General features: G+C 69.2%; 22 protein-coding genes and 2 tRNA genes. 18 read left to right on the top strand and 6 right to left on the bottom strand.

Going from position 1 to position 22,981, the window contains the following annotated elements; translation table 11 throughout:
• The first annotated feature begins 69 nt into the window (after positions 1 to 69).
• The 3 genes from folP (at position 70) to ACFQEY_RS09910 (ending at position 5,328) form a co-directional block, all read left to right on the top strand.
• Positions 70 to 2,637 carry a dihydropteroate synthase gene (gene folP, locus ACFQEY_RS09920; RefSeq protein ID WP_379767944.1) on the top strand — a complete coding sequence of 856 codons (2,568 nt, stop codon included), beginning with the start codon at positions 70 to 72 and terminating at the stop codon, positions 2,635 to 2,637.
• Between the two features lie 36 nt (positions 2,638 to 2,673).
• Entirely contained in the window at positions 2,674 to 4,110 is a 1,437-nt protein-coding gene (locus tag ACFQEY_RS09915; protein ID WP_379767941.1) for a DHHA1 domain-containing protein, read from the top strand.
• A gap of 147 nt (positions 4,111 to 4,257) precedes the next feature.
• A complete protein-coding gene (locus ACFQEY_RS09910) occupies positions 4,258 to 5,328 on the top strand; it encodes an NAD(P)/FAD-dependent oxidoreductase (RefSeq protein ID WP_379767938.1) in 1,071 nt (356 codons plus the stop codon).
• A 385-nt stretch (positions 5,329 to 5,713) separates the two neighbouring features.
• On the opposite strand, the gene ilvA is transcribed toward ACFQEY_RS09910, so the two are convergent.
• Complete coding sequence (gene ilvA / locus ACFQEY_RS09905) at positions 5,714 to 6,925, bottom strand: threonine ammonia-lyase (RefSeq protein WP_379767935.1); 1,212 nt, start codon at positions 6,923 to 6,925, stop codon at positions 5,714 to 5,716.
• Between the two features lie 183 nt (positions 6,926 to 7,108).
• Positions 7,109 to 7,525, bottom strand: a complete 417-nt coding sequence (locus ACFQEY_RS09900; protein ID WP_379767932.1) for a gamma-glutamylcyclotransferase family protein — start codon at positions 7,523 to 7,525, stop codon at positions 7,109 to 7,111.
• 192 nt (positions 7,526 to 7,717) lie between these two features.
• On the opposite strand from ACFQEY_RS09900, the gene ACFQEY_RS09895 reads away from it, so the two are divergent.
• The 6 genes from ACFQEY_RS09895 to ACFQEY_RS09870 all read left to right on the top strand — a co-directional run bounded on the left by ACFQEY_RS09895 (position 7,718) and on the right by ACFQEY_RS09870 (position 13,417).
• A complete protein-coding gene (locus ACFQEY_RS09895; protein ID WP_379767930.1) occupies positions 7,718 to 9,112 on the top strand; it encodes an MATE family efflux transporter in 1,395 nt (464 codons plus the stop codon).
• 102 nt (positions 9,113 to 9,214) lie between these two features.
• The gene (locus tag ACFQEY_RS09890; protein WP_379767928.1) at positions 9,215 to 10,723 is read left to right on the top strand and encodes a stage II sporulation protein M; all 1,509 of its coding nucleotides are present in this window, start codon (positions 9,215 to 9,217) and stop codon (positions 10,721 to 10,723) included.
• Between the two features lie 83 nt (positions 10,724 to 10,806).
• Positions 10,807 to 11,301 (top strand): Hsp20/alpha crystallin family protein, encoded by a 495-nt coding sequence (locus tag ACFQEY_RS09885; protein ID WP_379767925.1) that lies wholly within the window; start codon positions 10,807 to 10,809, stop codon positions 11,299 to 11,301.
• Between the two features lie 150 nt (positions 11,302 to 11,451).
• Positions 11,452 to 11,868: an archaeal heat shock protein Hsp14 gene (hsp14, locus tag ACFQEY_RS09880; RefSeq protein WP_379767923.1), complete on the top strand. Its 417-nt coding sequence runs from the start codon at positions 11,452 to 11,454 to the stop codon at positions 11,866 to 11,868.
• A 99-nt stretch (positions 11,869 to 11,967) separates the two neighbouring features.
• A complete protein-coding gene (locus ACFQEY_RS09875) occupies positions 11,968 to 12,603 on the top strand; it encodes a protein-L-isoaspartate(D-aspartate) O-methyltransferase (RefSeq protein WP_379767920.1) in 636 nt (211 codons plus the stop codon).
• A 40-nt stretch (positions 12,604 to 12,643) separates the two neighbouring features.
• Complete coding sequence (locus ACFQEY_RS09870) at positions 12,644 to 13,417, top strand: protein-L-isoaspartate O-methyltransferase family protein (RefSeq protein WP_379767917.1); 774 nt, start codon at positions 12,644 to 12,646, stop codon at positions 13,415 to 13,417.
• A gap of 9 nt (positions 13,418 to 13,426) precedes the next feature.
• Here the strand turns inward: ACFQEY_RS09870 and ACFQEY_RS09865 are convergent, their stop codons facing one another.
• A complete protein-coding gene (locus ACFQEY_RS09865) occupies positions 13,427 to 13,903 on the bottom strand; it encodes a DUF7382 domain-containing protein (RefSeq protein WP_379767914.1) in 477 nt (158 codons plus the stop codon).
• Between the two features lie 104 nt (positions 13,904 to 14,007).
• Here ACFQEY_RS09865 and ACFQEY_RS09860 point away from each other — a divergent pair, with 104 nt between their 5' ends.
• The 4 genes from ACFQEY_RS09860 to ACFQEY_RS09845 are packed head-to-tail and all read left to right on the top strand — an operon-like array spanning position 14,008 to position 16,404.
• Complete coding sequence (locus ACFQEY_RS09860) at positions 14,008 to 15,225, top strand: ATP-binding protein (RefSeq protein WP_379767912.1); 1,218 nt, start codon at positions 14,008 to 14,010, stop codon at positions 15,223 to 15,225.
• A gap of 19 nt (positions 15,226 to 15,244) precedes the next feature.
• On the top strand, positions 15,245 to 15,592 hold the full coding sequence (locus ACFQEY_RS09855) for a fluoride efflux transporter FluC (RefSeq protein WP_379767909.1): 348 nt from the start codon (positions 15,245 to 15,247) through the stop codon (positions 15,590 to 15,592).
• Complete coding sequence (locus tag ACFQEY_RS09850) at positions 15,589 to 15,954, top strand: fluoride efflux transporter FluC (protein ID WP_379767906.1); 366 nt, start codon at positions 15,589 to 15,591, stop codon at positions 15,952 to 15,954. Before ACFQEY_RS09855 ends, ACFQEY_RS09850 begins: the two co-directional genes overlap by 4 nt.
• A 54-nt stretch (positions 15,955 to 16,008) precedes the next feature.
• A complete protein-coding gene (locus tag ACFQEY_RS09845; protein ID WP_379767903.1) occupies positions 16,009 to 16,404 on the top strand; it encodes a hypothetical protein in 396 nt (131 codons plus the stop codon).
• Positions 16,405 to 16,426: 22 nt separating this feature from the next.
• On the opposite strand, the gene cca is transcribed toward ACFQEY_RS09845, so the two are convergent.
• Positions 16,427 to 17,860: a CCA tRNA nucleotidyltransferase gene (cca, locus tag ACFQEY_RS09840; RefSeq protein ID WP_379767900.1), complete on the bottom strand. Its 1,434-nt coding sequence runs from the start codon at positions 17,858 to 17,860 to the stop codon at positions 16,427 to 16,429.
• Between the two features lie 171 nt (positions 17,861 to 18,031).
• On the opposite strand from cca, the gene ACFQEY_RS09835 reads away from it, so the two are divergent.
• Both ACFQEY_RS09835 and ACFQEY_RS09830 read left to right on the top strand, forming a co-directional pair.
• Positions 18,032 to 18,104 (top strand) — tRNA-Asn (locus tag ACFQEY_RS09835).
• 127 nt (positions 18,105 to 18,231) lie between these two features.
• A tRNA-Ile gene (locus tag ACFQEY_RS09830) sits at positions 18,232 to 18,307 on the top strand.
• 49 nt (positions 18,308 to 18,356) lie between these two features.
• Here the strand turns inward: ACFQEY_RS09830 and ACFQEY_RS09825 are convergent.
• Both ACFQEY_RS09825 and ACFQEY_RS09820 read right to left on the bottom strand, forming a co-directional pair.
• Positions 18,357 to 19,220, bottom strand: a complete 864-nt coding sequence (locus ACFQEY_RS09825) for a TIGR01548 family HAD-type hydrolase (RefSeq protein ID WP_379767976.1) — start codon at positions 19,218 to 19,220, stop codon at positions 18,357 to 18,359.
• 174 nt (positions 19,221 to 19,394) lie between these two features.
• Positions 19,395 to 19,883 (bottom strand): UPF0146 family protein, encoded by a 489-nt coding sequence (locus tag ACFQEY_RS09820; protein ID WP_379767897.1) that lies wholly within the window; start codon positions 19,881 to 19,883, stop codon positions 19,395 to 19,397.
• A gap of 39 nt (positions 19,884 to 19,922) precedes the next feature.
• On the opposite strand from ACFQEY_RS09820, the gene ACFQEY_RS09815 reads away from it, so the two are divergent.
• The 3 genes from ACFQEY_RS09815 to ygfZ all read left to right on the top strand — a co-directional run bounded on the left by ACFQEY_RS09815 (position 19,923) and on the right by ygfZ (position 22,882).
• Positions 19,923 to 20,444 carry an archaemetzincin family Zn-dependent metalloprotease gene (locus tag ACFQEY_RS09815; protein ID WP_379767894.1) on the top strand — a complete coding sequence of 174 codons (522 nt, stop codon included), beginning with the start codon at positions 19,923 to 19,925 and terminating at the stop codon, positions 20,442 to 20,444.
• Positions 20,445 to 21,334: 890 nt separating this feature from the next.
• Positions 21,335 to 21,634: a DUF6432 family protein gene (locus tag ACFQEY_RS09810; protein WP_379767891.1), complete on the top strand. Its 300-nt coding sequence runs from the start codon at positions 21,335 to 21,337 to the stop codon at positions 21,632 to 21,634.
• A gap of 93 nt (positions 21,635 to 21,727) precedes the next feature.
• Positions 21,728 to 22,882 (top strand): CAF17-like 4Fe-4S cluster assembly/insertion protein YgfZ, encoded by a 1,155-nt coding sequence (ygfZ, locus tag ACFQEY_RS09805; RefSeq protein WP_379767888.1) that lies wholly within the window; start codon positions 21,728 to 21,730, stop codon positions 22,880 to 22,882.
• The last annotated feature ends 99 nt before the right edge of the window (positions 22,883 to 22,981 follow it).

Genomic DNA, 22,981 nt, shown 5'->3' with positions numbered 1-22,981 from the left:
TGCGCGAACGCGACGTCGGGAGCGTCCCGGTCCGTTACGTCTAAGCGACCCGGAGCCGACCCACGGCGTATGCACTACCACGAGGCGGCGGCGTTCCTCTTCGACCTCCGCCGCTTCTCGGTCAAGCCGGGGACCGAGCGCGTCGCGGCCCTGCTCGACCGGCTCGGGAATCCCGAGGACGACGTGCCGTTCGTGCAGGTCGCGGGCTCGAACGGGAAGGGGAGCACGGCGCGCATGACCGAGTCGATCCTGCGCGAGGCCGGACTCTCGGTCGGGCTGTACACCTCCCCGCACCTCTCCGCGCTCGCCGAGCGGGTCCGTGTCGACGGCCGCCAGATGACCGAGACCGCGATCGCGGACTTCGTCGAGGAGGCGAAGCCGTGGCTCGTCGAGCGCGCGGCGGCCGGCGAGCCCCTCACCTTCTTCGAGGTCGTCACGGCGATGGCTATCCGTGACTTCGCGCGGCGCGAGGTCGACGTGGCCGTGCTGGAGGTCGGGCTCGGCGGCGAGTACGACGCCACCAGCGCTGTCGACCCCGTCGCGGCCGCCGTCACCAACGTCTCGCTGGAGCACACGGCCGTCCTCGGTGACACGATCGCTGAGATCGCCCGGACCAAGGCCCGGATCGCGACCGCCGGTGCACCACTCGTGACGGCCTGCGAGGGCGAGGCGCTGGACGTGGTTCGCGAGGTCGCCGCCGACGCCGGCGCGCCGGTCGCGACGGTGGCCAGGGCGGGAGCGGGCGATCGCGGCCGAGAACGGGAAGGAGACGCGGGACCGACGAGCGTTGACGAGCCGACCCTCTTCGTGGCCTACGGGGGTCGCGTGAGCCCGACCGACGCGGAGGTCTCGCTCTCCGGGGAAATCGAGGGGACGTACCGGATCCCGCTCGTCGGCGATCACCAGGCGACGAACGCGGGGGTCGCGGCCGCGCTCGCCCGTCGAACGGCGGCCGCCGTGGGAGTCGGAAGCGACGGCGACGCGGAGTCGCTCTCGACGGCCGCGGTCCGCGACGGCCTCGCGCGGGCGACGTGGCCGGGGCGGTTCGAGGTCATCGACACGGCCCCGCTGACGGTGCTCGACGGCGCGCACAACCCGGCGGCCTGCGAGACGCTGGCGGGGACCCTCGCGGAGTACGAGTACGACGATCTCCACCTCGTGTACGGCGCGATGCACGACAAGGACCACGCGGCCGCCGCGGCCGCGCTCCCGGAGGCCGCCTCGGCGATCACCTGCCGGCCGCCGCTCGACCGCGCGGAGGACCCCGAGGTGTTGGCGGCGGCGCTCCGGACCGCCGGCGTGGACAGCGTGACCGTCGGCGACGACGTGGCAGCCGCCCTCGACGCCGCCGTCGACCGCGCCGCTCCCGACGACTGCGTGCTGCTCGTCGGATCGCTGTTCGCGGTGGCGGAGGCCCGCGCGGCGCGGCTGCGGACCGTGACGCCGAAGTCGACCGGGTGCGGGAATCTCCCCGAGCCAGTTCGACGCGACGGCCTCGACCACCGCGACCTCGGCCTGCGACTGCGCGGCGACCGCGCGGAGCGGATCGCGGCCGAGCTCCGGGCAGTCGGCGGCGACGCCGCGATTGGCGGACTCGGGGCCGGCGAGGGGCGCGTCCCGGACGGAGAGCGAGTGCCGATCACGCTGGGGGGAACAGTCGCGGAGTACCGAGAACTGCTCGACCGCCTCCGCGCGATCGACGGCGACGGGTTCGTCGGGATCGCGGACGACGTCGCCCGCCGACTCGGGCTCGACGAGACTCGCGGGGCGTCGGAAGGTTCCGACGACGACTACCCGTGGACCGGCGGCACCGCGGTGATGGGCGTGCTCAACGTCACGCCGGACTCCTTCCACGACGGCGGGCGACACGCGGCGCTGGAGGACGCGGTCGCGGGCGTCGAGCGGATGGTCGACGCCGGAGTCGACATCGTCGACGTCGGCGGGGAATCGACCCGACCGGGCGCGGAGACGGTCCCGGTCGACGAGGAGATCGGTCGGGTCGTGCCGACGGTCGAGGCGATCCGGTCGGTGCCGGCGGTCGCCGACGGCGACGTGCTGATCTCGATCGACACCCGAAAGGCGGCGGTCGCCGAGGCGGCGCTCGACGCGGGTGCAGACGTCATCAACGACGTGACGGGGCTGGAGGCCCCCGAGATGCGCGAGGTCGTCGCGGACGCCGACTGCCCGGTCGTGGTGATGCACAGCCTCGACGCGCCGGTCGACCCGACAAACGAACCCGAGTACGACGACGTGGTCGACGACGTGATCCGGGACCTCCGCGAACGACTGGCGCTCGCGGACACCGCCGGGATCGACCGTGACAAGGTGATCGTCGATCCAGGACTCGGCTTCGGAAAGTCTGCCGCGGAGGGGTTCGAACTGCTTGACCGCGCCGGGGAGTTCGCAGCGCTCGACTGCCCCGTGCTGATCGGCCACTCGCACAAGTCGATGTTCGGGGCGGTCGGCCGCGGGCCGGACGACCGCGAGCACGCCACCGTCGCCGCCACCGCGCTCGCCGCGGACCGCGGGGCCGACATCGTCCGCGTCCACGACGTTCCGGAGAACCGGGCGGCCGTCGACGTCGCCGCCGCGGTCGGCGGGGAGACGGCGACCGGAGCGGGCACTCCCGACGAATGACGGCAGCGTTTTCCTTCGCGCCCCCCTCGTGAGGGTATGGCCCGGCGTCTGCTGCTCGGCTGTAGCGCGGTCGGGAACACGCTCGTCGAGCGCACCAGAGCGGACAACGCCGAACTCGTCGCGATCACCGACGACACCGGGTGGGCGTCGACGCTCCGCGACCGCAACGTCGCCACCGTCGAGGCCGATCCGACCGATCCGTCGACGTACCCCGACACCGCCGCGGTCGTGCTGGTCGCCGGCGACGGTCCGGAACGCAACGTCGCCGCCGCGGAGGCGGCCCGACGGCACTACCCCGACGCGATGATCGTCGCGCACGTCGGGACGAATCCGACTGCCGATCAGCTGGCGGCGCTGGAAGGGGTCGCCGACCGCGTCGTCGACCCCGTGGAGGCGATCGCCGATCGGGTTCGAGAGGCGACCGGCGTCGACGCGAACGAGGAGCCGGTTCGGCTCCTGTCCACGCTCCGCGAGCTGTCCGGCCCCCTCCTCGTCGTCGCCCACGACAACCCCGATCCGGACGCCATCGCGAGCGCCCTCGGGCTGGCGCGCGTCGCCGAATCGGTCGGGGTCCCCGCGGACCCCTGTTACGGGGGAGAGATCGCCCACCAAGAGAACCGGGCGATGGTGAACCTCCTCGACCTCCGGCTCCACACCTTCGACGAGATTGACCTCGACGACTACGACGGCGTCGCGCTCGTCGACCACTCGCGGGCGGGGATCAACGACAGCCTTCCCGAGGGGTATCCCGTCGATATCGTCGTCGATCACCACCCGCCCCGCGGACCCGTGGCGGGGTCGTTCGTCGACATCCGACCCGAGATCGGTGCAACGAGCACGCTGATCGAGGAGTACCTCTCACGGATCGGGATCGAGCCCGAGCGCGAGCTCGCCACCGCGCTGTTGTACGGGATCCGGATCGACACGAAGGATTTCACGCGATCGACGTCGATCCCCGACTTCGAGGCGGCCGCGTCGCTGTCGCCGCTCGCCGACGAGTCGACGCTCCGGCGCGTCGAAAGCCCGAGCGTGAGCCCCGAGACGCTTCGGGTGATCGCGCGCGCCATCGAGAGCCGGGACGTGCGCGGCTCGACGGTCGCCTCCTGCGTCGGCGAGATCACCGACCGCGACACCCTCGCGCAGGCCGCCGAACGGCTCCTCGACCTCGACGGGATCGCGGTGACGTTCGTCTTCGGGTACATGGACGGCGTGATCTACGGCTCCGCGCGGTCGCGGGGCGCGGATCTCGACGTCGGCGAACTGCTCCGCGACGCGCTCGATCCGGTCGGATCCGCCGGCGGTCACGCGACCATGGCCGGCGCGCAGGTCCCGCTCGGCATCTTAGAGGAGGTGTCGGAGTCGGAGTCGCTCTCTGACGTCGTCGAGACGTTCGTCGCCGGTCGCTTCTTCGAGGCGCTCGCCGACGCGCCGTCCCCCCCAGCCGGACCGATGCCGGAGTTCTCGACGGATTGAGCGGGGAGCGCGGACGCGAGATCCGCGTGACCGCGATCCGACGCGACGATCGAACGCGACCGCGATCGAACAGTCGGTGCGAGCGGTTTCCCGCCGCTCGCGTCCGATGGCGCAACCTACATACTTCGCGGCGGCGAACGACGATCCATGACCGACGACGCCGTCGAACACCGACGACTGATCATCGCCGGCACCGGGATCGCCGGGCTCACAGCCGGGATCTACGCCGCGCGTTCGAACAACGAACCCCTGCTCGTCGAGGGCGACGAGCCGGGCGGCCAACTCACGCTCACCACCGACGTGGAGAACTACCCGGGCTTCCCCGAGGGGATCTCCGGACCCGAACTCATCAACGAGATGAAAGCGCAGGCGACGAAGTTCGGTGCAGAGGCCCGAAACGGAGTCATCGAGGACGTGTCGAAGGAACCCGCGGGTCACTTCCGCGTCGAGCTCTCCGACGGCGACGTGTACACCGCGGACGCGGTGATCGCCGCCTCCGGTGCCAGCGCTCGCACGCTCGGGGTTCCCGGCGAAGACGAGCTGATGGGGTACGGCCTGTCGACGTGTGCGACCTGCGACGGCGCGTTCTTCCGCGACGAGGACATGCTCGTCGTCGGTGGCGGCGACGCCGCGATGGAGGAGGCGAACTTCCTGACGAAGTTCGCGGACACCGTCTACATTGCACACCGCCGCGAGGAGTTCCGCGCGGAGGACGTCTGGATCGACCGCACGATGGAGAAGGTCGAGAGCGGCGAGATCGAGCTCCTCTTGAACACCGAGCTCACCGAGATCCACGGCACGCCCGAGGCCGGGATCGATCACGTCACGCTCGTCGAGCACCCCGACGGCCACCCCACGGAGAAGCTGGCGGATCCCGAGACCGCAGACGAGGTCGAGGAGTACGACTTCGACGTGGGGGCCGTCTTCTTCGCCATCGGCCACACGCCGAACACGGACTTCCTGGAGGGGACCGGCGTCGAGACCGACGACGACGGCTACCTCATCACCGAGGGGGGCCGCGGCGGCAACCAGACCGACACGGGCGTCGACGGGCTGTTCGGCGCGGGCGACGTGGTCGATTTCCACTACCAGCAGGCCGTCACCGCGGCCGGGATGGGGTGTGAGGCCGCGCTCGACGCCGACGAGTACCTCACCGAGCGCGAGCGCGCCGGCGAACTGTACGAGGGGGAAGTCGACGCCGCGGCCGCGGACGACTAATAATCGCGGAGTCCTGCGGTTTCTAAGGTAGCGTTCGGCCCTGCTTTCGGCGCTTGACGACTGACTGAGCGCGGTCCGACCGTTCATTTATGAATAATCAGCTGTGAATCGGCGGCGAACGTCTCCGAAGCCTCGGCCGGTCCTTTATAAATAGTTGATTCTGGATCGACGGCGAACGCCTCCCGGTTGCCCCTTTGAGTCCCCACCCGACCGCGACCGCACCGCGCCTCACACCTCCCCAGCCTCGTCAGTCGCCCGTCGCTTCGCTCCGGGCGACTGACTCCCTCGCGCGGGCTGGCTCGCGGCCGCCGGGGGCGGCCGCTTGCAGGCGCACGCCACCGCACATCCACTCCGCTTATAAATGGCGTCGTCACCGTCGCTCCCGCTACGAGAGGATCTCCACCTCGTATCCGTCGGCTTCGAGCGCGTCGACGATGTCGGCGGCGTGCTCGGCGTCGTCGGTCTCGAGTTCGAGCTCGAGTTCGGCGGCGTTGACGGCGACGTCGCGGGAGGTGCGGTCGTGGTGGACCGCGTAGACGTTCGCGCCGGTGCGCGCGACGATGCTGGAGACGCGCTCCAGTTCTCCCGGCCGATCTTTTAAATCGATCGTGATCTTGAGGTATCGGCCCATCTGAACGAGCCCGCGCCGGACCACGGTTCCGAGGCGGTTGAGGTCGATGTTCCCGCCGCAGAGCGCGGCGACGATCGTCTCGTCGTCGTCGTACGCGAACGCCTCCGAGAGGACGGCCGCGAGCGCGACCGCACCCGCGCCCTCGACGAGCGTCTTCGAGCGTTCGAGCAGGAGGGTGAGCGCCAAGGCGATCTCGCGGTCGTCGACGGCGACGACCTCGTCGACGTACTCGGCCATGACCTCCAGGGTCCGCTCGCCGACCGCGCGCGTCGCGATCCCGTCGGCGATAGTGTCGACGCTGTCGATCTCGCGGACTTCGCCCGCCTCCAGGGATGCGGCCGCGGAGGCCGCGCCCTCGGCCTGCACGCCGACGACCCGAACGTCGGGGAGCTGCGCTTTGATCGCGACGGCGACGCCCGAGATGAGCCCGCCGCCCCCGATCGGGACGACCACGGTGTCGAGGTCGGGGCAGTCGTCGACAATCTCCAGCCCGAGCGTCCCCTGTCCGGCCATCACGACCGGATCGTCGAAGGCGTGGACGTAGGTCCGGCCCTCGTCGCGCTCCAACTGGTGGGCGTACGCCTGCGCCTCGTCGTAGTCGACGCCCTCCAGTCGGACGCTCGCGCCGTACCCGCGGGTGGCTTTCACCTTCGAGACGGGCGCGAACTTCGGCATCACGACGGTGGCGTCGACGCCGGCGCGGTCGGCCGCGAGCGCGACCCCCTGCGCGTGATTACCCGCGCTCGCGGTGACGACGCCGGCCTCGCGTTCGGACTCGGAGAGTGTGGCGATCCGATTCATCGCGCCGCGGATCTTGAACGCGCCGGTGCGCTGGAAATTCTCCAGTTTCAGATGCACGTCCGCGCCGCTCATGTCGGAGAAGGTCCGCGACCGCTCCAGCGGGGTGTGCCGGGCTACGCCGTCGACGCGTTCGCGCGCGTCGCGGATGTCGGAGAGGCTGAGCATACGACGATATCGCCGCGCCGACCGCTAATCGGTTCCGGTCCGTGCGAGGCCAAGGCTCCTCGTCTGTGAAAGGGGGAATGCACGCGTGTGACGTGCGAGTGAAACGAGTGGGCCCGAATACAAAAAGGTGGGGCTAGCAGAGTGAAAGTGAAACCGCACGACTGCAAGGCCGTCATCGCTCCGTCAGACGGGATCTTCGGGAGTCAGACGCACTCGCACGCCCTCCTTTGTGAGGTGCCGATCGACCTGCTCTGCGAATCCGGAACCGCTGCCGGCGCTCGGCCACGTCGCGTCCGCGTCGAGGGGGTCCGGGTCGCCGACGTACACCGCGGCCTCCGGCGGGTGGCCGTCGGGAGCGTCGAGCGGAACCGCCACTCGCCGGTAGAGTCCGTCGTCGACGCGCTCGTAGGCGTCGAGAGCGTCCACCGAATCGGTCCGAAGCAAGCGTCCGGCCGTTTCCCCGCCCGGCGCGAGCGTGGGATATCGCCCCTCGACGAGACGGAATCCGGTCAGCGTCGCCGACCCGACGAACACGAACGAATCCAGCACCTCGGCGACGCGGTCCGGCTCGGTCAGCGTCCCGTACACGAAGACGTCCATGAGCTATGTGAGCTGTTCGCATGCTTGAACGTTCGGGCGGTCGAACCGTTGAGTGATCTCTCCGTCGTTCGTTTGTCCGTCTGCTAGTCGGGTCGTTTGTCCGTCTCTCCGTCTCTCCGTCTGTCTGACCGTCTCCGCCGGGGTGGGTCGGTTCGATACCTAAAAGCACCGCACGCCCCTCCGGGATCGCACATGGAACTCCCGCGGCTGCGGCGCGTCTGGACACGAGTGTTCGGGCTCGCGTGGCCGGTGATGGCGGAGCAGACGTTTCGTACCGCGATGCGGACCACCGACATCCTCGTCACCGCGCTGTTCTCGCCGGCGGCCGTGGTCGCGATCGGACTGGCCGACCTCTACGCGCGGTTCCCGCTCCGGATCGGACTGGGGCTCGGCGGCGGCGCGATCGCGCTCTCCTCGCAGGACACTGGGGCCGGCGCGACCGACACGCGCGACGAAGCGGTGACGCAGGCGCTCATCGTCGGCGCGCTCGCGGGAATCCCCTTCGTGCTCTTCGGTCTCTTCTACGGCGAGTACGCCATCGACGTGTTCGGGCGGCTCGTGGGCGAGCCGACCTCGCCCGAGGTCGTCTCGCTCGGGTCGACGTACCTCGCGATCGTCTTCGCGACCGCCCCGGCGCGACACGTCGCGCTCGTGGGTGCCCGGACCCTCCAGGGGACCGGCGACACCCGCACCCCGATGTACGTCAACGTCGCCGCAAACTCGGTCAACATCGTCGGATCCGCGGTTCTCGGTCTCGGACTGATTGGCTTTCCCCGGCTGGAGATAGTCGGCGTCGGCCTCGCGACCGCCGGCGCGAACGTGCTCACCGCCGGACTGCTTTGTGTCGCTATCTGGGGATCGTGGACCGACGCGAGCTTCGCGCGCCCTCGCGACCTCACGATCGCGAGCCAGCTCCTCCGCGTGAGCGCGCCGCGGGTCGTCGAGGGGTTCGGCTCGGAGCTCGCCGAGTTCCCCTTCAACGCCCTCCTGCTCGGATTCGGCGAGGCGGTCAACGCCGGGTTCCAGATCGGCCGCCGCGTGTACCAGCAGGTGACCGGACCGCTCTCTCGCGGGTACAACGTCGCCGCCTCGGTGCTTGTCGGACAGGCGCTCAGCGCTGGCGACCCGGACGAGGCGCGGTTCAACGGGTGGGCGGTCGCCGCCCTCGGAATCCTCACGGTCGGAACGATCGGACTCGCGCTCGTCGTGCTCGCGCCCCGGCTCGTTCCGATATTCACCGATGACGGACCGACAATCGAGTACGCGGTCGCGTTCGCTCGCGTCTACGGGATCGCCGGCGCGGCGCTCGTCTGTTTCTCGGCGCTCTCCGGCTCCCTGCAGGGCGCGAGCGAGACGCGAATTCCGCTCGTCGCGCGGGTCTCTGGAATGTTCGGCTTCTTCCTCGGAGCCTCGTGGCTGCTCGGCCGGACCGCCGGAATCGGTCCCCGGGGCGCGTACCTCGGCGTGTTCCTCGCGTACGCGTGGATGGCGCTGCTCGTCGCCGTCGGCTTCCGGTACTCGGGATGGGCCGACCGCGCGGCGGAGATGATGGCGGAGCGAGGAAGCGGAGTCGACGCCTCGGATTGACACGCGACGCCGGCGGGATGGCTCCACGCGCCCGGTCTGAAGCGTCATGGACCGATCCGGGCACTCGGACCGGTTAAGTATCGGCCGACCGATGAGTATCGCATGGACCTGTCCTCCGCCGTCACCGCGACGGTTTCGACCCTCCGGCGTCGCCCCGCCGACCTGTTGCCGTTCTACTTTCTCGGCACGGCCGTCCCCGTCATCGCCCGCGTGGCGATGTTCGTCGCGCTCGCCGGGGTATACCTTCACTTCGAACTCACCGGGCGTCTCGCGGACGCCCGCGATGCGCTTGCGGAATTGGACCTGACCCCTCCCGACGCGCAGGATCCGGAGGCGATGCAGGCGTGGGCGGAGAGCGTCGCCCCGGCGCTCGAACCCCTGGTCTCGCCGACCGCGGTCCTGTTGATCGTCGCCGGTTCGCTCGCGGCCGTCCTCCTCGCGATCGTCACGTACGCTGCGGTCTCCGCCGGACAGCTCTCGGCTGTCATCGCCCGCCTCCGCGGAGAGCGCGGACTCACGGCGGGCATCGCCGGCGTTCGGAACCGTTGGATCGCGTTCCTCGGGCTGTACGTCGCCGAGTTCCTGCTGTGGACCGGCGCGTCGCTGCTGGGGGCCGCCGCGATCGCGGCCGGTTTCCTCGTAAACCCGTTCTTCGGGGCAGCGGTCGCGCTCGCGGTCCTCCTCGTCGGAGTCGTCGCCCTCCTGTTCGTCCGGGTCGTCTTCGCGTTCGCACCGGCCGCGGTCGTCGTCGACGATACGGGCGCGCTCGGTGCGATCGCTGGTGCCGGCGGGTTCCTTCGGAGTAACCCAGCCGACGCCGCCGCGTATCTCGTCGTCGCCGTCGGTGCCCTCGTCGGGATCGCCTCGGCCGCCTCCGCGCTCGCGTTCCTCGGTGCCGGCGCGATCGTCGCACTCGCGAGCGCGGTCGTCATCGCACCCGCTCTGGACGTCCTCAAAACGACGCTCTACGGCGCGCACCGCGACGCGATCGATCCCGTCGATCCACCCGAGAGCCGACTGCGGGACCAGTTCTTCGGAGGGGCCCGTCGGGGATGGAGCGAGACGAGTGCGTTCGTTCGACGGACGCCGGGACTGCACGCGTTCACCGTCGCCGTGGGAGTCGGCTTCGGCGCGCTCGGCTGGATCGCGGTCGACCCGCTCGTCGGCGCGGTATCGACATCGATCGAGTCGCGGCTCGTGGGGCACATCCCGCCCGCGGCGGCCGTCAACTTCTTCGGGAACAACTTGTCGGTCGCGATTGCCACGTCGCTCGCGGGCGTCGCGCTCGTGGTTCCGGCTATCTCGTCGATCGCGTTCAACGGCTTCGCGCTCGGTGCCACCGCGGCGTTAGAGGAGAACCTGACGGCGCTCGGGGCGTTCGTCGCCCCGCACGGGATCTTCGAGATCCCGGCGCTGTTCGTCTCCGGCGCGCTCGGGATCCACCTCGGGATCGTCTCGTGGCGTACGTTTCGCGGTCGACTGCCCCGCGAGGCGTTCGCCGACGCGCTGGAGGACGCGTTCTGGATCCTCGTTGGCGTGGGGATCCTTATCGCAGTCGCCGCGGTCATCGAGGGGTTCGTCAGTCCGTACTACTGGCGACCGTTCCTCTAGCTCCCTTGACCCGGGATTCGCTCGTCCCTGCGATCCGGGACCGCCCGTACGTTCAAGTCGCTCCGGCCCGAATCCTGACCCGCATGACACGACGCGATCCCTTCAGGGAGATCGAGGATTTGCTCGAACGGATGGGTCGCGAGTTCGAGGAGCTCGGCGGCTCGCTCGACGCGCCCGGTCCGTCGGACACCCCCGATTTCCTCGGTGCGCGGAACGTCCCGGTCGACGTGCTCGAAGACGACGACGCGATCACCGTCCTCGCGGACCTGCCCGGGTTCGAGGACGACGATATCGAGGTCGAACTCCGGGAAGACGCGCTGACGATCGCTGCCACCCGCGAGGAGGCGAACGAGGTCGCGATCGACGGCGACAGCGACGAGGACGCTAACCGCGACGAGAGCGATGTCCGGTACCACCGGCGAGAGCGTCGCCGCCGATCCGTTTCGCGCCGGATTTCGCTCCCCGAGCCAGTCGAGCGGGACGGCGCGAGCGCCTCCTACGACGGGGGCGTGCTAACGGTCACGCTCCCGAAGCGCTCCGCGAACGATTCTGCGGGCCACAGCATCGACGTGAACTGACGGAGCGACAGTTCCGCAAACTCCCGCCCGCTTCCGTCTCCGTGACCCTCGACCTTTTGCCTGCCCCCCAGTCTTCCGTTCTCGTGCCGCGAGGTAGCAGCCGTGCATCCGTGTTTAATACCACACAGCGCCTCTCTACGGTTGACTCCCATGAACAGAACCAACCCCTTTGACGAGATCGAACAGTTCTTCGGCCGCACCCCGTTCGGCGGCGACCGAGCGTGGGGTCGGGACCTCGGGACCGCTGACGTGGACGTCGCCGAGTACGACGACGAGTTCGTCGTCATGGCCGACCTCCCCGGCTACGACCGCGAAGACATCGACGTTCGCGCCGAGGACGGCCGGCTCACGATACGCGCCGAGCGCGACGCGGAACGCGAGGACGCGGACCGCAGGTACCTCCGGCGCGAGCGACGCCACGAGTCGGTCACACGCTCCGTCGACCTTCCCACGTCGGTGATCGAGACTGACGCGAGCGCGACGTACCAACACGGCGTGCTCACGGTGACGCTGCCGAAGGATTCCGCGGACGAGACCGACGACGGCCACCGGATCGACGTCGAGTAGGATCGTTCCTGCGCGACGTCGAGTAAGATCGGTTCCCTCGTCTCGTTCCCGGTCCGTGCCGGCGGTACTTTCTCCACGCCTCCCGTGCTACACCAGTGCATGGACGACGCCGATCGCGAGGACGCCCGGCGAGAGCTGATCGATGAGCTCCGTCGCCGGCTCGACGTGCGTGAACGCGTGCTGTCGGCGATCGAAGCGGTACCGCGGCACGCGTTCGTCCCGGAGCGCTACCGTCAGCACGCCTACGCAGACCGCCCGCTACCGATCGGGAACGACCAGACGATCAGCGCGCCGCACATGGTCGCGATCATGACGGATCTGCTGGACATCGAGCCGGGCGACCGCGTCTTGGAGATCGGAACCGGGTGCGGCTACCACGCCGCCGTCGTGTCGGAGATCGTCGGCCCGGGTAACGTCTTCAGCGTCGAATACGTCCCCGAGCTGGCCGACGAGGCCCGCGACAGGCTCCGCCGGCTCGGATACGACGTCACGGTTCGCGCGGGCGACGGACGAGAAGCGTTCCGCGACGAGGCACCCTTCGACGCTGCGTACTTGACGTGTGCAGCTCCTGTCGACATCCCGGAACAGATCGTCGACCGTGTCCGCATCGGAGGGCGGATCGTTGCACCGATCGGCGCTTCCGACGGCGCTCAGCGGCTCGTTCGTCTCACGGTTCGGGAGGACGGCGTCGACCGCGAGGACCACGGTGGGGTCCGGTTCGTCCCGATGCAGTGACGAACGAGCGGTTTTAGGGGACCGGGAACCGACACCAGCCATGGACGAGGCATCGATTCGAGCCGACATGATCGAGGGGCTCGAACACCAGATCGGCGAGCAGCTGGACGCCGACGTGCTGACGGCGATCCAGCGGATCTCCCGAGAGACGTTCGTCGACGCCGCCCCGCAGGCGGCCGTCGAGGGAGACGGTACCGGGAGCCGATCTCTCGCGGCTGAAACCGTCGTACGACTGGTCACGGCGCTCGACGCGGACGAGGGCGACGACGTTCTCGTCGTCGGTGCGGGCGTCGGGTACTCTGTAGCGTTGCTCGCTGAGATCGCCGGCGCGCGCCACGTGCACGCCGTCGATATCGACCGCGAGGCCGTCTCGCTCGCGCGGTCGAATCTCGCGAAGGAGGGCTACGACGCCGTCCTCGTCGATCGGCGCGACGGTGCCAACGGGCTCCCCGAGTACGCTCCGTACGACCGAATTCTCCTCGAAGCGGCCGTCGTCGAGCCGCCGCGGACGCTCCGTGAACAACTCGACAAGGACGGGCGGATCGTGTACCCTCGCGGAACGACGGTTCAGACAGTCGCCGCGATCGAGCCCGATTCGACGCGAGACCGGAGTCCTGATGACGACGCGCCCTCCGGATTCAGGACGGTCGAGACCGCCGGACCGGTTCGGCTTCGTCCGATGCTCGTCGACGGCGAGCAGGCCGGCGTCGAGCGGAACCGTACCCGCCGGGAGGATGCGGAGCGGGCCGAGCGGAGCCGATTCGCGAGACACGGGTGGGAACAGGAGTGGATCGACTGGGACGACCGGCTCTGACCGGTCCCGTCACTCCGCGACGACCAACACCTCCGTGTTCTCGCGCTCGTCGACGTAGTCGCCCTCGGCCGGCGGTTTTACCTCGATCGTGAGCGTCCCGTCGGGCTGGTTCGCTCCCAGCTCGGGGTCGACGTCGACGGTGGCGACGCCCTCCGAGTCGGTTTTCGCCGTGGCGACCCCGTCGATCTGCGCCGACCCGCTCCGGACAATCACCGTCGCGTCAGCGACGCTCGCCCCGTCGGGATCGAGGACCTCGACGTCGATCGACTGATCGCCCGGGGTCGTCACCTCCGGTTGCGGCCGCGCGTCGACCTCCGTCGCGGCCAGCCCGTCGATGTCACCAATCATTCCCATCATCACGCTGAGGCTCGCGACGCCGACGACGAGCGCGATCACCAGTCTGACCGGGAGCCCTTCGATCGCACGGCGATCCGTACGGAAGGACCGTTTGTTCGCGGTTCGTCCGTCCCGCTTCGAGTCGAACATATGGCCCGGTGGCCGCGGTATGACTGATAAAGCGTCGGAAGACGGCCGCTCGATCGTCGCGCTCCACCCGACGCCTTTTGTGCAATACCGCGGCCTCCACCGGTATGCACGTTCTCGGACGCGACGCGGTCTCCGACGATCACTCTCCCGGCGATGACGCGGCCCACGACGCCACCGTCGGTGTCGGCAGCCCCCTTCCGACCGTTCGTCTCGGCTCGTTCCTCGCACGAGACGGCAGCGCCGGAGCCGCCGTCGGCGTCGACGCCGACGGCCCCCACGCCGGTGTCATCTTCGGGAAGCGAGGGACCGGGAAGTCGTACACGCTCGGCGTCCTCGCGGAGGGCCTCGCCGACGCAGGGGGTGTCGCTCCGATCGTCGTCGATCCAATGGGGGTCTTCGGCGGGCTCAGCGCCGCCGGCGGTCGGGTCGTCGAGCCGACGGTCCGCCCGGACGCGATCCCGGCCGCCGCGTGGCCGGATCTGCTCGGCCTCGATCCGACGGGCGGTGCGGGGAGCCTTCTCTGGCGGGTCGTCGCCGACGCCGCGTCTGAACGCGGAGAGGCGGGTACGTTGGACCGCGGAGCGACGGACGCGTCGGGACCTTCGGACGAATCGGCCACGTCCACGCCGCCGAACGCATCTCCGTCGCTCGCTTCCATCCGCGACCGGGTCGCCGCGTCCGACGCGCCGCCCGACGCCCGCCGCGCGGCCGCGAACCACCTCCGGCTCGCCGAGTCGTGGGGCGTGTTCGACGCCGACGCCCCGCCGACCACGTCGGTCGCCGCCGGCTCCCCGACCGTTCTTGATCTCGCGGGCGTCCCGGAACGGGCCTCGTCCGCGGTCCTCAGAGCGGTGGCTCGCGGGCTCTACGACGCTCGCGTCGACGGGGACCTCGACCGGCTTCCATGGCTCCTCGTCGACGAGGCGCACGCCTTCTTCGGCAGCGTCGCCGAGCCCGCGCTCCGAACGCTTCTGACCCGCGGCCGCTCCCCCGGCGTCTCGCTCGTCTGCGCGACGCAGCGTCCGGGAGCGCTACCGAGCGTCGCCGTCTCTCAGTCTGACCTGTTGATCACCCATCGACTCACCGCCGAACGCGACGTCGCTCGGCTCGCGGAGGCGGAGACGACGTACCTCGCCGGGAACCTCGCGTCGCGGCTCCCGACCGGCACCGGCGAGGCGCTGGTCGTCGACGACGCGACGGAGACAGCTCACACACTGCGAATCCGCGAGCGGCGGACGCCACACGATGGGGGGAGCCCGCGAGCGAGTCGAACGACGGCAGCGGTCGAGTCCGCGATCGGTGAGTCCGAAGACCCAAGATAGCCGTCGGCGATCGGAGTGCATGGAACGGACGCCGCTCGGCTTTCTGCTGGTCGCGGTCGGCGGCTTCGTCGGCAGCGTCGCCAGGTACGGCGTGGACCTCGCGGTCGGGGACGCGACCGGCCTCGGAACGCTCATCGTGAACGTCGGCGGCGCACTCGCTCTCGGAATACTCGTCGGCCGAACGACGACGACTCGCACGCAGCTATTCGTCGGGGCGGGAGCGCTCTCGTCGTTCACGACGTACAGCACCTTCGTCGGCGACGCCGTCGCGCTCGGTACCGCGGGCGGTGCCGCGTACGTGGCCGCGAGCTACGGAGCCGGCTTCGCGGGCGGGGCACTCGGACTGCTGGCCGGGAGGCGGCTGTGACCGCCACCCTCCTCACCGTCGCCCTCGTCGGCGTCGGCGGGGCGTTCGGCGCGGCCGCCCGCCACGCCGTCGGGATCCGGATCGAGGGACGCCGGTCGATCCCCGCGGTCAACACCATCGGAAGCCTGGCGCTCGGCGGACTGCTCTCGGCACCGATCGCTTCCGAAGCGGCCCTCTTCGCGGCGGTCGGTTTCTGCGGCGCGTTCACGACCTTCTCGTCGTTCGCCGTCGAGACGGTCTCGACAGCCGACTCCGGCAACGCCCGCCTCGCGATCTGCTTCGCGGCCGCGAACCTACTGCTCGCGTTGGTCGCGTTCTTCGTCGGGGCAATTCTCGTCGGCTCGATCGGATCGCTCGTCTGATCGGCGTCGCCGTCGAGCGACAGGTACAGGCACGTCGGGCCCGAACCACCGGGCGTGACCGACGACGCCGACAGTCGAGGCGTCGGGACCGATCGCGACGCACTCGCCGACCCGTCCGCCAGCCCCGACCCGTCTACCGGTTCCGACCCGTCTACCCAGACTGACTCGTCCATCGACTCTGACCCGTCTACCCCGACTGACTCGGCCGCTGATCCGGACGCACCCGTCGACTTCGCGGACCTCTCGCTCCCGCAGCGCACCTTCGTCGCGGCCGTACAGAATCCGACTCGCGGCGTCGCCATCGTCGCCCTGCTCGCGTTCGCGTTCTCGTTTTACGTCGCCTTCTGGCTAGTCTTTCCGCGCGTCGCGGCGTTCGTATCGCTGATCGGGGCGATCCTCGCCGGGGTTATTGCGGCGGTGTACGTCCTCCTGAACCGGTTCGCAGCGTAGCGACGTCCGGTCCCGCTGACGTTCACGGATGCGGCTCGTAGAACTCTCTGAGCGGCACGCCGAAGTCGCTTGCGAGCGTCGTGACGGAGTCGCCGACCACCACGTCTCGCTCGGCGAACGTCCGTTCCACCTGCGCTCCGAGCGCCACGTCGCCGGCGGCATCGCTTTCGAGGTACTCCCGCACCGTCGCGAACTCACGCTCCCGCTCGACGACGTACCGCTCGTCCTCGATGAACGGACCGTACGTGTCGGGGTCGACGTCGTCCGCGTACGACTCGTAGAAGCTCGCGGCGTGTTTTCGGACGGCGACGGGCGGCCCCTCGTGCCGTTCCACCGCCGGTCGCTCCGAAACTTCGAGCTCGGCGTACAGCGCCGCTCGCGGGTGAGTGTCGACGCCATCACGCAACGCCCGCTCGGTGAACTCCTCGCCGTCGGCCCGCGTTCCGTCGGCGTTCTCGTCGCCGACCATCGCTTGCGCTCGTAGCACGTCGAACCCGTGTCCGTTCAGCCCGCGAACGATTCCGTCGAGGGATCGCCGGAGCTGTGGCCACAGCTGGTCGTCGACGAGATCCGGCGCGTCGAACACGACCGCTACGGGCGTCGTGCCACGTCGATCGAGGTGATCGCGGACGCCGGCCGCGTCGATCGGGTCGGGAGATTCCGCCTCGAACAACTCCTCCCGTGGCGAGGCGAGCAGCTCGCGGGCGTAGTGTTGGAATCGCGCGAGGTTCGCAGCGGAGAGGACCGCCGCCACGTTCCGCGTCGGATCGGTCGGGTCGACGACGACGAGGGGGTCGTCGAACGTGCGCTCGGCGTGGCCCTCTGGGTCGAACTCCATCGGCGGGTGCCAGCTCCTGACCGATTCGACGAGGGGAACGAACCCGCCGAGCTCCAAGACGAGCAGTTCCGTCAGGTACCCGGAGAAGCCCTCCGTCCGAAGGTCGCTGCCGTACGCGCCGATTCCCTTCAGGAAGGCTTTCGCGAGCACCACGTCTTCGGCGAGGTCGTCGTCGAGCCGCGCGGAGAGGTACGCGTCGTGGAAGGGCGTTCGGTCGACCGCCGAAACCAGCTCGCCAGCGGTCTCTACGTCGTGACAGGGAACTAGGTCGACGTCGAACCCCTCGTACGAGCCCTTCACGTACGGGTGTTCGGCGTACTCCTCGTGGCCGTCCGGGAGGACTGCGTGGCCGACGGCGAGTCCGTGTGCTTCGAGTCGTTCGCGGTCGAGAGCGGCGTCGAACCTGACGAAGAGGTCGATGTCGCGGTCCCCCGATACCCACGTGCCGCGAGCGGTCGATCCGACCTGTACCACGTCGGCGTCGACGGGGAGGTCGGCGATCGCCTCGCGGGCGCGATCGGCGAGTTCGTCGGCGACCGCCCGCAGGCGCTCGCGTTCCGGTGACTCGGGGATCACCCGATCGCGGACGCGCGCGAGCACCGCCTCGAGATCGTCCATGGTCGGATCTCTCGCGGTCCGGCCGAAAACGTGTCGGTCGGGGGACCAGCGGCGGGATTCGACGCGTTCGCTGTCGACGACGGCCGGATCGCCGGCGGTACGGCGACGCGCCTCCCCCGAGTCGGGCGGAAACGAAAGCCCTATCAAAACGAGTCGAGTACCCTGAATCGAGCCGAAGTAGCTCAGTTGGTAGAGCGCCTCGCTGTTAACGAGGCGGTCCCAGGTTCGAGTCCTGGCTTCGGCGCCTCTCTGTTTCCTACACCTCGTAGCATCAGTTGCATGCGTGCTGTCATCGATCCCACGGTCTGCCCCGTCCGACGATCGCGCGGATTCGGTACGCTAAAGGGTTCGTCCCGTTTACCTCGAATTACGGGCCTTTAGCTTAGTCTGGCTTAAAGCCCTCCGCTCATAACGGAGTGATCGCCGGTTCAAATCCGGCAAGGCCCATTCTCTCGCGACGAACATCTCCACGAGCCGCGGGTGCAGGCTGGCTCGGCTACTCCAGCAGGTCGACGAGTTCGTTCACGTCGTCGACGACGGCGTCGGCCCCGTTCTCGGTGAACTTCCGTCGTCCGTCCTCACCGGTCAGGCCGCCGGTGAGGACGCCGATCCCGTAGTACACGCGGCTCTCGTCCTCGTCGTCGGCGTTGCGCGCGGTCCGGACGTCGTCGAGCGTGTCGCCGACGAAGGCGACGCGCTCGGCTTCGAACCGTTCCGCGAGGGTCACCAGCGCCCGCGGGTGCGGCTTCCCCTCCTCCCAGTCGTCCATCGTGAACCGCCGGTCGTCGGGGACGTCGAGACCGACTCGATCGAGGGCGATCTCCGCCTCGGCGGCCGGTCGCCCCGTCAGCACGCCGACGTCGAATCGGCCGGTCAGATCCGCGATCGTCTCCGGGTCGACGATCGTCGGCTCGTCGTGGATATACCCCGACGCCGCGAGCGGCGGGTCGCCCCCCTCCAGCTCGCGGTACAGATCCTCGCCGAGGTAGAGGGCTTGAAACGTGTCGCGGAGTCGCTCGGTGTTCCACTGGTCGCGGACTCGCGCCTGCGCGACGCTCGGAAGGTCGCCGACGACGGCTTTAGCCGCGGCGAGCCCGCCGCCGCCCTCGGCCACGCGATCGGTGAACGCGCCGACGTCCATGCGGAGCCCCTCGCGACGAGCCAAGACGTACAGCGCGGCCGCGTCTGTCAGCTCCCAATCGTTGTTGAATCCGCCGGCGTCCTTGAACGACTGGACCGCTGCGCGGTCGATTGTCTTCCCGCACACCCTGTCGACGGATTCGATGATCGCCCGGCGGTAGGAGTCGGCCACGTCGACCAACACCCCGTCGATGTCGAGAACGACCGCGTCGACCTGCATACCCATACCCGTACGCCGACGGCGGCGGGAAAGAACGTTCGGGTTCGCGGCCGATGCGGTCGGTACATCCGGTGCGCTCGATGACGGGAGACGGCGGACGACGGACGGCGGCAGCAGCGGACGGCGGCAGCAGCGGACGGCGGGCGACGGACGGCGGTCGCGAGCGACACCGGGTCAGTCGTCGACGGGATCGCGTGCGACGTACAGCGTGTTCCCGGACAGCGACTGCCGGCGGACTGGGACGACCGGCTCCTCGAATCCGAGCGTCGTGAACAGGCAGGCGGCGTCGAGACGCTCGGCGATCGGGACGGTCGGTCGCTGGAGTTCGGCCGGGAGGTTACACGCGTACACCGCGTCGACGGATTCGCCCGCGTCCGCGCCGAGAAGATCCGATATCGCGTCATCGGTCGCCGCCTCCGCGAGCGTCACGACGTCGCCGCGGACGACGCGAAGCGATCCGCCGGCCTGTTCGCCGGCGGAGTCACCGGCGGAGCCACCGGGGCGTGTTCGGACGTCGACGTCGTCGACGTCGAGCGCGACGACGTCCCGTCCGCGTTCGGCGAGCGCGAGCGCGACCTCGGGTCGGTCGCCGATGCCGACTTCGAGCAGTCGGTCGTGGCGGGCGAGCACCGGAACGATTGCACGACGGGGCGATGAAACCACGGCGCGGGCTTTATGATTGCGGCGGTCAAAAGCGATTCCATGCTCGTGGACATCGTCCCCGTCGGGGAGGTCACCCCCCGCGTGAAACGGGAGGCCTCCGCTGCGCTCCGATCGGTGTACGACTGTGACGTCACGGTCCACGACGATCAGCCGATCCCCGAAACCGCCTACGACGAAGGGCGCGACCAGTACCGCGCCGAGGACCTCATCGAGACGGTGAGCCGCGTGGGCGGCGGCGAGAAGAATATCGGAATCACTCCCCAGGACCTCTATTACCGCCGCCGAAACTACGTGTTCGGACTCGCGTACCTCAACGGCAACGGCTCCGTTATCTCGACGCATCGACTGCGGACCTCCTCCGACGGCGGCGTCTCCACCAAGCCCGCAGTCGACGTGTTCGCCGATCGCGTCCGCAAGGAAGTCGTCCACGAGATCGGTCACACGCTCGGGTTGGAACACTGCGACAACAGCAAGTGCGTCATGTCCTTCTCCCCGACCGTTCGCGAGGTCGACGTGAAAGAGGAGAACCTCTGTGGCTCCTGTTCTCGATTAGTCCGCTGAGCCGAGGCCTCTCCGAGAGGTTGTCGAATAGCCCTCACGTCGGTCACACCACGTGAGAGAATTGTTCGGTACGAAAACGGCGGTGAACGGCTGCGGGAGTGGGTATTGCAGACCGCCGCCATCGACGTGGTATTTAAAACAGCAAGCGCACGAACGACAACTGCTTTTAAATGAAGGAGGCGGTGCGGTGGCGTGCCTCCGAGTGCCCGGCAGGGCGCGAGGAGCCCGCGAGGGACGCCGCGAGCGAAGCGAGCGGCGAGGCTGGGGAGGCGTGAGGTGCGGGTGCGGTGCGGTTGCGGTGCGGGGCGTGGTGGGACTCAAAGGGGCAGTCGCCGGCGCTCCGCGCCGGCTGCCAGAGGCGCTCCGCGCCTCGCTGCCGCGAGGCGGGCGCAGGCGACGTAAGCACTGGAGGGAGCGAGCAGCGCGAGCGACTGAAGCGCATGGTTCGAGACGCCGGAGGCGTCTCGTCATCACGAAAATCTTCGATTTTCGAACGGCAGCAAGCGTGCGCCGCCCTCGCGGCTGGGGCTTTGGATGTCTTCACCGCGCCGTCAATCATGTATACGCATTCACCGCCAGAAACACAGCAGTTCACCTCGCCAGCAACGATATATAAACAGCCGCCAGCAACTCCACTCGATCACTTATAAATGACCACATCAACCGCGTGCAATACCCACTCCCGCACTCGATCAAATCGGGCGTACGTCGATCGGTTGGCACACCCGCTACCGTCTGAAAACGGCATCGGAGGAGGCCGATACGACATCTCTAACCCAGGTATCAGTTCCAAATGTCGGTGTGAAACGCTTCTCTCCCCTTTCTCACCAACTGCCCTCACCGCCTTCCTCGCCGGTAGAAGTAAACCTCGCGCTGTCCAAGTACCGGCCATGGCCGCAAAGCCGGAATACCGCGACCGGCCCGACGTCGAGGTCGCGCTGCTGGACGCGCTCGTCGACCGCGGTGACGATGGGATGACCGTGCTTGAGCTTCGCGCGGCCGTCGACGCCGATATCGACGCCGTCGAGGAGGCGCTCTCGTCGCTGAAGGCCGACTCGCTGATCACCGTCCAGAGCGCTGAGCGGGTTCGCGTCTACCCGCACGATCGCGTGGTTCCGGATCCCGACGCGCCGGATGACGACCCCGCGAACGGCTTCGTCGGTACCATTCGCGAACGACTCGGTCTGTGAGTCGGTCACGATCGTGAGCATCGCCGGCGAAACCGACGTGCGCCGGAATCGGAAGCCAGCGACCTTTTGCCGCTCCCGAGCCTCCGTCCGAACATGACTCTCGTCTCCGACACTCACGGCGAACACGGCGCGACGTACCGCGACCGCGGCGGTCGCCGGGTGGTCGATCACTACGGGAAGCCGGAGCGCGTCGGGAAGGCCGTCCGCAACGTCGTCGGCGCGATCGAGATGGGCTACGGCGTGCTCGCGGTCTCTGGCGACGATCGCGTCGAATTCGTCGACAACGCCGTCTCGAATCGGATCCCCGCCGAAGACGGACAGGGCGTCTACGCGCTGCTTCTCGATCCGCAAGGAGCCATCGAGACGGACATGTACGTGTACAACGCCGACGAGCGCCTGCTCGTCTTCCTCCCACCCGAGCGGACAAACGCCGTCACCGAGGACTGGTCGAGCAAGGTGTTCATTCAGGACGTCGAAATCGATGACGTCACCGCGGACTTCGGCGTGTTCGGTGTCCACGGCCCCAAGTCGACCGAGAAGGTCGCCTCCGTGCTCGGCGGTCCGGGGGCTCCCGAGAAGCCGCTCTCGTTCGTCCGCGGCTCGATGGTCGACGCCGGCGTCACTGTGATCGCCGCGGACGCGCCGCTCGGCGAGGAGGGGTACGAAGTCATCTGTGCGGCCGAGGACGCCGAACAGGTATTCGACACCCTGATCAACCGCGGGCTCAACGCGGCCCCGTTCGGCTACCGGACGTGGGACGCGCTCTCCGCGGAGGCCGGCACGCCGCTGTTCGAGTACGAGCTGTCGGGCACGGTGCCGAACGTCCTCGGCCTCCGCAACGCCCTCGACTTCGAGAAGGGGTGTTACGTCGGCCAGGAGGTCGTCTCCCGCGTGGAAAACCAGGGGCGACCGAGCCGTCGACTCGTCGGACTCGAACTCGACGGGCTCGTCGACGTGACCGCCGAGATCGACGGCGACGCGGAGCCGGACCGCTACGAGGAGATCCTCCCGTCTCCCGGCGCGGCCGTCTTCGACGGCGACGAGGCGGTCGGCGAGGTGACGCGCGCCGCCGTCGGTCCCGCGTCCGGCGAGCCGATCGCGCTGGCGCTCGTCGGCTTCGACGCCGATCTGGCCGACCCCACCGTGCGCGTCGACGGGGACGAAACCGGGGCGACGCGAACCGCGCTCCCGTTCGTCGACGGAAGCGCGCGCTCCGCGCGGCTTCCGACGTACCCGAACGACGACTAGTCGACGCCCTCATCGCCACCACCGCTGCTGACCCGATCGCGGTCGGCGCGTGCCGCCGAGCGGCCGCTTATAAGCGGCCGCGAGGGGCCCGTGCGAGGG

Origin of the sequence: Halorubrum trueperi (assembly GCF_042662525.1) — an archaeon.
GTDB classification, from domain to species: domain Archaea; phylum Halobacteriota; class Halobacteria; order Halobacteriales; family Haloferacaceae; genus Halorubrum; species Halorubrum trueperi.
Note: the sequence above shows the minus strand (reverse complement) of the source record. Positions and strands in the feature narration are given on the sequence as shown.